7 protein-coding genes are annotated in these 7,512 nt (G+C 59.0%); 1 reads left to right on the top strand and 6 read right to left on the bottom strand.

From position 1 onward, the window contains the following. Positions 1 to 359: 359 nt before the first annotated feature. From RX972_RS28675 to ribBA, 6 genes are all read right to left on the bottom strand, one after another. On the bottom strand, positions 360 to 1,397 hold the full coding sequence (locus tag RX972_RS28675) for an LLM class flavin-dependent oxidoreductase (RefSeq protein ID WP_316880637.1): 1,038 nt from the start codon (positions 1,395 to 1,397) through the stop codon (positions 360 to 362). A gap of 105 nt (positions 1,398 to 1,502) precedes the next feature. Next, positions 1,503 to 2,657, bottom strand: coding sequence for an ABC transporter ATP-binding protein (locus RX972_RS28670; protein WP_231678225.1), 1,155 nt, complete (start codon positions 2,655 to 2,657; stop codon positions 1,503 to 1,505). Then, positions 2,654 to 3,469 (bottom strand): ABC transporter permease, encoded by an 816-nt coding sequence (locus RX972_RS28665; protein ID WP_027898826.1) that lies wholly within the window; start codon positions 3,467 to 3,469, stop codon positions 2,654 to 2,656. Before RX972_RS28665 ends, RX972_RS28670 begins: the two co-directional genes overlap by 4 nt. A 6-nt stretch (positions 3,470 to 3,475) precedes the next feature. Next, positions 3,476 to 4,432 (bottom strand): ABC transporter permease, encoded by a 957-nt coding sequence (locus tag RX972_RS28660; protein WP_122806037.1) that lies wholly within the window; start codon positions 4,430 to 4,432, stop codon positions 3,476 to 3,478. After that, positions 4,417 to 5,448 carry an ABC transporter substrate-binding protein gene (locus RX972_RS28655; protein WP_027898828.1) on the bottom strand — a complete coding sequence of 344 codons (1,032 nt, stop codon included), beginning with the start codon at positions 5,446 to 5,448 and terminating at the stop codon, positions 4,417 to 4,419. Before RX972_RS28655 ends, RX972_RS28660 begins: the two co-directional genes overlap by 16 nt. A 364-nt stretch (positions 5,449 to 5,812) precedes the next feature. Next, on the bottom strand, positions 5,813 to 6,922 hold the full coding sequence (gene ribBA, locus RX972_RS28650) for a bifunctional 3,4-dihydroxy-2-butanone-4-phosphate synthase/GTP cyclohydrolase II (protein WP_027898829.1): 1,110 nt from the start codon (positions 6,920 to 6,922) through the stop codon (positions 5,813 to 5,815). A gap of 93 nt (positions 6,923 to 7,015) precedes the next feature. Here ribBA and RX972_RS28645 point away from each other — a divergent pair, with 93 nt between their 5' ends. After that, entirely contained in the window at positions 7,016 to 7,303 is a 288-nt protein-coding gene (locus RX972_RS28645) for a DUF1330 domain-containing protein (RefSeq protein WP_027898830.1), read from the top strand. Positions 7,304 to 7,512 lie beyond the last annotated feature (209 nt).

Here is a 7,512-nt window from a genome sequence, read left to right as displayed (position 1 = left end):
CTCAGGCCATGGATGGCCGGTGGCGGCGGCCCCACGCAGCAATGTCGGATTACGGGTATGCCGAGCGACAGCGAGGTACCAAGTGGTGGGGTAAGAGCGTTTTGCTTACTTTTGCGCCTCAAAAGTGAGGCGCCGTAAGGGCGCAACCAATATCACCCGTGACTAAGATAATGGATATGTACACAAGGTTGCTGCATGAAAGTTGTGTAGTTACCTATGCCGCGAAAGAGCGACGCGGTCTGCAGTAAAACCGCGGTGTTCTTATGTCGAAATGCCGCCCAGACCAAGCACCGCTCCCACATACCCGGCCGCTACAGAATCCCCCTCCAGACCCGTTTGCCGGGAGGGGAGCAACACACTCACTTGAACGCCGGAACCACCTGCTTGATAAACAACTCCAGCGACTTTTTCTTTTCGGCATGGGGCAGGCTGTTGTCGCACCAGAAGCTGAATTCGTCGACGCCCAGTTCCTGGTAGTGCTTGATGCGGGTAACGATTTCTTCAGGGGTGCCGATCATGGTGTTCTTGCGGATGTTGTCCAGTTCAAACTCCGGACGTTCCTTGAACTTTTCCTCCGGGCTTGGCGCGATGAAGCCGTTGACCGGGGTCTGTTTGTTGCCGAACCAGGCGTCAAAAGTACGGTAGAACTTCGAGATGGCCGTAGCGCCGACTTTCCAGCCGTCGGGGTCATCTTCCGCATGGACGTGGGTGTGACGCAGCACCATAAGTTGTGGGCGTGGCACGTCCGGATTGTTCGTCAGTGCGGCTTCGAACTTGTTCTTCAGATCGACGACTTCTTCATCGCCTTTCATGAGTGGCGTGACCATCACGTTGCAGCCGTTGGCCACCGCGAAGTTGTGGGAATCAGGGTCGCGGGCGGCGATCCACATCGGCGGTGTCTTGATCGGTTTCGGCACGCTGGTCGAGGTGGGGAATTTCCAGATTTCACCGTCATGGGCGTAGTCGCCTTGCCAAAGGGCGCGCACCACAGGGACCATCTCACGCAGCGCCAGACCTCCGGAAGACGCAGGCATGCCACCTGCCATGCGATCAAATTCCACCTGATAGGCACCACGCGCGAGGCCGACTTCCATGCGCCCGTTGCTGATCACGTCGAGCAGCGCGCATTCACCGGCCACCCTCAGCGGATGCCAGAACGGCGCAATGATGGTGCCTGCGCCCAGGTGAATCGTCGTGGTTTTGCCAGCCAGGTAGGCCAGCAATGGCATCGGGCTGGGAGAGATGGTGTATTCCATGGCGTGGTGTTCGCCAATCCAGACGGTGCTGAAACCGCCAGCTTCGGCCATCAGCGTCAGCTCTGTCAGGTCCTCGAACAACTGACGATGGCTGACCTGTTCATCCCAGCGTTCCATGTGTACGAATAATGAAAACTTCATGACGCGTTCCTCGGATTGTTCAGCTCCAGGCCCATGTCTGCGACCTGGCGAGTTCGATAGTGATGGCGCTGCCAGCCAGACATCGGCACGCTGCGCAACGGCTGGCTAGTGAGCGCCAGCCGCTTTGTTGAGGTCGCTTTCAGTCCACTCGGTGTAAACGCACGCATCGCCGGTGGCCCACCGCACCCTGACGGTGTCGCCGGGTTGCATCGGCATGCCGGTGGCGGACAGCGCCTTGACGGTCATCGCGGTGCCATCGGCGGTCATGACCGAGCAGGTCTGGCTTTCACCCAGGAACAACACTTCGCCGACCTTTGCCGTGACCTCGTTCCAGCCGCTTGGCAGCGGTTCCTGGCTGGCCTGTTCGATGCTCAATGCCTGGGCTTTTTCCGGGCGGATCATCAGCAACGCTTCCTGACCTGCCTGCAAGCCGGGCGTCAGGCGGATCGACAGGCTCTGGCCTTCGAAGGTGGCGACTGCGTTGCCCTGGGCCTTGAGCTTGAGGAAGTTCGAGTTACCGAGAAAGGACGCCACAAAGGCATTGGGCGGATTCTGGTAGAGGTCGTAACCGGTGCCCAGGCCGACGATTTTGCCGTGGCTGAAAATCGCGATGCGCTGGGAGAGGCGCATGGCTTCTTCCTGATCGTGGGTCACGTAGACGATGGTGATGCCCAGACGGCGATGCAGCTGGCGCAGCTCGTCCTGCAAGTCTTCCCGAAGTTTTTTGTCCAGCGCGCCGAGGGGTTCGTCCATAAGCAGGATACGGGGTTCATAGACCAAAGCGCGGGCGATGGCGACGCGTTGCTGCTGACCGCCAGACAGTTGCGAGGGGCGGCGGTGGGCAAACTCTTCCAGTTGCACTAGCTTGAGCATGGCATCGACACGCTTCTCGCGTTCGGCCGCGGGCAGCTTGCGAATCGCCAGCGGGAAGGCAATGTTGTCGCGCACCGACAGATGCGGGAACAGCGAATAGCGCTGGAAGACCATGCCGATATCGCGCTTGTGCGGCGGCACGTTGACCAGCGATTGACCGTTGACCAGAATCTCGCCGGAACTGGGCGTCTCGAACCCCGCAAGCATCGACAGCGTGGTGCTTTTGCCGGAGCCGCTGGAGCCAAGGAAGGTGAGGAATTCGCCGTCCTGTATATCCAGGGAAATGTCGTCCACGGCCGCGAAGTCGCCGTAGTGCTTGTTCAGATTACACAGGCTGACCAGCTTTTTCTTTGGCTGTTGCCCGGCTTCTTTTATCACGGCACTCATGAGGTACTCCTCGCTTCGTTGCGTCGGCGCAGGGTGGCTGCGATCACCATGATCATGACTGACAGGCCAATCAGCAGCGTCGAGGCGACGGCGATCACCGGGGTCAGGTCCTGGCGCAGGGTGGTCCACATTTTGACGGGTAGGGTTTGCAGTGTCGGGCTGGCCATCATTACGCTCAGGACGACTTCGTCCCACGAGACCAGAAACGCGAACAGGGCACCGGCGATCATGCCTGGGCGAATGGCCGGGAAGGTCACCTTGAACACTGCCTGTAACCGCGATGCGCCGCAGATCACTGCCGCATCTTCGATGGACTGATCGAACAGTTTCAGCGAGTTGATGATGGAAATGATGGTGAAGGGCAGGGCGACGATGACGTGACTGACCACGAATGAAAACAGCGTGCCGGTGTAGCCCAGTTTCAGAAACAGCGCGTAGACCGCCACGGCGATGATCACCAGCGGCACGATCATGGGCAGGGTGAATACGCCGTAGAGCATGTCCCGACCGGGGAAGCGTCCACGCACCAGAGCAAACGCGGTCGGCAGGCCCAGCGCGACGGCAAAGAACGTAGTCAGCAATGCGACCTTGAGGCTGGTCATTGCTGCGTCCAGCCACTCGGGGTTGGAAAAGAATTGACCGTACCACTTGAACGTCCAGCCAGGCGGCGGGAACACCAGCCATTGTGATGAGCCGAACGACAGCAGGACGATGAACACGATCGGCAACAACAGAAACAGCGCGATCAGGCCCGTGGTCAGGTAGAGCCCGTAGCGCAGCCGCGGGCTCATGGCATTGGGAGTCAGGAGCATGAAGGATTACCTCGCGTCACTGGCACCGACCGGGGATTCCGGCTGGAGCTTCAGGTAGAAGTAAAACAGCACCAGTGTGATCACGATCAGCAACGCCGCAGCGGCACTGGCCAGACCCCAGTTAAGGAACGATTGCACCTGCTGCACGATGAACTCGGGCAGCATCATGTTCTGCGCGCCACCCAGCAAGGCAGGCGTGACGTAGTACCCCAGCGACATGACAAATACCATCAGGCCACCGGAGAACAGCCCCGGTCGGCACAGCGGCAGGAATACCCGAAAGAAATTGCTCCACGGACTGGCACCGCAGATCGAACCCGCCTGCAGCACCATCGGGTCGATGGCTTGCATGGTTGCCTGCAGAGGAAGAACGATGAACGGGATCATGATGTAGGTCATGCCGATCACCACGCCGGTCAGGTTGTGGACCATTTCCAGTGGCTCATCGATCAGTCCCATGCCCATCAGCGCTTTGTTGATGACCCCGGAAGCCTGTAGCAGCACCAGCCAGGAGTAGGTCCGGGCGAGCAGGCTGGTCCACATCGACAGCAGGACAATGTTCAACATCCAGCGGCCCCAGCCGCGTGGCACCAGGGTGATTGCCCATGCCAGCGGAAAGCCCAGCAGCAGGCTGAACAGTGTCACCAGACCGGCCACCGAGAAGGTGTTGAACAAGACCCGTGAATACGCCGAGTTGGCGAACAGTTGCTCGTAATTGCCCAGCCCGGGTGTAGGTTCCAGGACTCCGCGCAACAGCAGGCCGATCAGCGGTGCGAAGAAAAACAGACCGAGAAAGATCAGCGCAGGAAGCAGATTGCGGCTGCCGCGCCAGCGCTGTGAGAAGGGTGTCGAGCGATTCATCGTCACCGCCTGGGCCGATGCCGCACCGGCGGTGCTGGAAGCACCACCGGCCGGGCTGGATTGACGGGGGACAACCGCTGTCATTTTTACTTGACCAGCCATTCGTTCCACCGTGTCGCGATGTCCGGACCGTTCTTGGCCCAGTATGCGAAGTCGAGGGTAATTTGGTCCTTGGCATGCGCGGTCGGCATGTTAGGTGCCAGGGTCGAATCCAGACGTTGCACGCTGTCCAGGTTGACCGGTGCGTAGGCGCTGAGGTTGGCGAAGTCGGCCTGGCCTTTGGCGTCGGTGGCATTGGCGATGAACTTCATCGCGGCGTCCTTGTTTTTCGCGCCTTTGGGCACTACCAGGAAATCAGCCATGACCAGGTTCTGTTTCCAGCTCACGCCCACTGGAGCACCGTCCTGTTGTACGGCGAACACCCGGCCGTTCCAGAATTGCCCCATGGACACTTCGCCCGAGGCCAGCAGTTGTTGAGACTGCGCACCGCCGCCCCACCAGACGATGTCTTTCTTGATGCTGTCGAGCTTTTTAAAGGCGCGGTCCAGGTCCAGCGGGTAAAGCTTGTCAGCCGCGACGCCATCGGCCAGCAGCGCGAGTTCCAGCACGCCTGGGCTTGGCCATTTGTACAGGGCGCGCTTGCCGGGGTAGGTCTTGGTATCGAACAGTGCTGCCCAGTCCTGCGGTGCTTTGGCGCCGGTACCGGTTTTGCTTTCGTTGTAACCCAGCACGAAGGAGAAGAAGAACGAACCGGCACCGTGCTCGGAGACGAAGCGCGGATCAATCCGGTCTTTCTTGATGACGTTGAAATCCAGCGGTTCCAGCAAGCCTTCGCTGGCAGCACGCAAGGCGAAATCGGCTTCGACGTCGACCACGTCCCACTGGACGTTGCCGCTTTCAACCATTGCCTTGAGTTTGCCGTAGTCGGTCGGCCCGTCCTGAACAACGGTGATGCCGCTGGACTTGCTGAAGGGGTTGGCCCAGGCCTGCTTCTGAGCATCCTGAGTCGAACCGCCCCAACTGACAAAGTTGACGCTCTCTGCCGCCAATGCCGCAGCACCCGACAGGGACAGGACGCCTGCAGTCAGCACTGCAATTGCACGTTTACTCAACACCATGTGTACGCCCTCATTTGTTGTGTTTTTGAGCGGGCTGTTGCTTGCCCGCTTATCGGGAGCAGTAGGTCCATTGGGGCCTTTTGAAACAGTGCGACCGAGTCAGATGCTGTTATTTGTGCTGTCCCTTTCCGGGCGCACCTGACGATTGATCGGCCTACGGAATATCATATTATGGTATTCCAAACTTTCTGCAAGAGCTTCGCTTCTCCGACGAAGCGTCAATTTGAGTTTGATGGGCTTGAAGCCCAATAATTACGGGGGCTAAACGTTTATTTTTAAAACAGGTTTACGCTTCGGGTACGCAATCTGAAAAGCGTTTTTATCCGTGAATAAACATCGAAAACAGGTGTTTTAAATGTGTTTGTCAGCCCGAAAACGGGATGTTTTCGACGACCTCCAGATCGTATCCAGTCAGCCCTGCGTACTTGAGCGGGGCGCCCATGTGGCGCAGTTTGCCGACGCCGATATCCTGCAGGATCTGTGCCCCGGTACCGACTTCCGAATAGATGCGCGACTGCGAACGGCTGAACTGACGCGGTGGCTGGGTCAGTTGTGGAATACGTTCGAGCAGCGCTTGGGATGACTCGTGATTGGCCAGCACCACGACAACCCCGCTGCCAGCCTCGGCGACCTTCTGCAGGGCTGCCCAGAGGGTCCAGTTACTGGGGCCGTTGTAATGCGCGCCGACCAGATCCCGTAATGGGTCGATGACATGCACGCGCACCAGCGTTGGTTCGTCGCGCTTGATGTCGCCCATGATCATTGCCATGTGGACGCCGCCTTCGATGCGGTCCTCATAGCTGATCAGGCGGAACGTGCCATGCACTGTGGAAAGCTCGCGCTCACCGATGCGGGCGACGGTGTGCTCGGTGCTCAAGCGGTAGTGAATCAGGTCGGCAATGGTGCCGATCTTGATGCCGTGTTTTGTGGCGAAGGTTTCCAGGTCCGGGCGGCGGGCCATGGTGCCGTCGTCATTCATCACTTCGACGATGACCGAAGCGGGGGTGAAACCCGCCAGACGTGCCAGGTCGCAACCGGCTTCAGTGTGCCCGGCGCGGGTGAGAACGCCGCCTTCCCGGGCGCGCAACGGGAAAATATGCCCCGGCTGCACCAGGTCTTCCGGTCGTGCATCGCGGGCGACGGCTGCCGCGACAGTTCGCGCCCGGTCGGCAGCAGAAATTCCAGTGCTGACTCCTTCGGCCGCCTCAATGGAAACTGTGAACGCGGTGGCGAACACGCTGCCATTGCTGGGAACCATCTGCTCCAGACCCAGGCGTTGGCAGTGCTCATCGGTCAGCGTCAGGCAGATCAGGCCGCGTGCCTCGCGGGCCATGAAGCTGATGGCCTGAGCGTCGCAGCAGTCGGCCGCCAACAACAGGTCACCTTCGTTCTCGCGGTCTTCGTCATCGACCAGCAGGACCATCTTGCCTTGGCGATAATCCTCGATGATTTCTTCGATGCTGTTGAACGGCATACCTGACTCCCGCTGTCATGAGTTGATTGACTTTTGGTATACCATAAGACAGTTTGTCCGGGTAAAGAACAGATATTTTTCAGGAGGGTTCGGATGAAGGCTTACTGGATTGCGCAAGTCGATGTGAATGATCCACAGCAATACACCCAGTACACGCAACGCGGCCCTGCTGCGTTCAAGCTCTACGGCGGGAGATTCCTCGCGCGGGGAGGTCGCTCTGAGGCGGTAGAAGGCAAAGCCACGCCGCAACGCACCGTGATCATCGAATTCGATTCCTACGATCAGGCCGTCGCTTGCTACAACAGCCCTGAATATCAGGACGCGATGAGCTACCGCGCGGGGGCGGCGAGGGCAGAGATTGTGATCGTGGAAGGGATTTAGGGTTTAGGAGGTGCGCGGTATACCTTATAAACCCAGGCGCCTGAATCGTCGGAATGCCGCGATGCATGAGACGCAGTCAGGCGACACACCGCGTTATTGTTTATCGTCGGAATGCCTCCCAGACCAAGCCCAGCTCCTATCAAACAAAATATAACTATCTGATTTGGAATGCTTTTTACTGTAGGAGTGAGCTTGCTCGCGATAGCTCC

It is taken from the genome of Pseudomonas syringae group sp. J309-1 (assembly GCF_032582135.1).
Taxonomy (GTDB): Bacteria; Pseudomonadota; Gammaproteobacteria; order Pseudomonadales; family Pseudomonadaceae; genus Aquipseudomonas; species Aquipseudomonas quasicaspiana.
The sequence above is the reverse complement of the archived record's forward strand: the minus strand, read 5'-3'. Positions and strand labels throughout refer to the sequence as shown.

Bases quoted from the DNA above. Each gene is read 5' to 3' on its own strand.
- RX972_RS28660 (WP_122806037.1), bottom strand. From the start codon at position 4,432: ATGGCTGGTCAAGTAAAAATGACAGCGGTTGTCCCCCGTCAATCCAGC.
- RX972_RS28670 (WP_231678225.1), bottom strand. From the start codon at position 2,657: ATGAGTGCCGTGATAAAAGAAGCCGGGCAACAGCCAAAGAAAAAGCTG.
- RX972_RS28655 (WP_027898828.1), bottom strand. From the start codon at position 5,448: ATGGTGTTGAGTAAACGTGCAATTGCAGTGCTGACTGCAGGCGTCCTG.
- ribBA (WP_027898829.1), bottom strand. From the start codon at position 6,922: ATGCCGTTCAACAGCATCGAAGAAATCATCGAGGATTATCGCCAAGGC.
- RX972_RS28675 (WP_316880637.1), bottom strand. From the start codon at position 1,397: ATGAAGTTTTCATTATTCGTACACATGGAACGCTGGGATGAACAGGTC.
- RX972_RS28665 (WP_027898826.1), bottom strand. From the start codon at position 3,469: ATGCTCCTGACTCCCAATGCCATGAGCCCGCGGCTGCGCTACGGGCTC.
- RX972_RS28645 (WP_027898830.1), top strand. From the start codon at position 7,016: ATGAAGGCTTACTGGATTGCGCAAGTCGATGTGAATGATCCACAGCAA.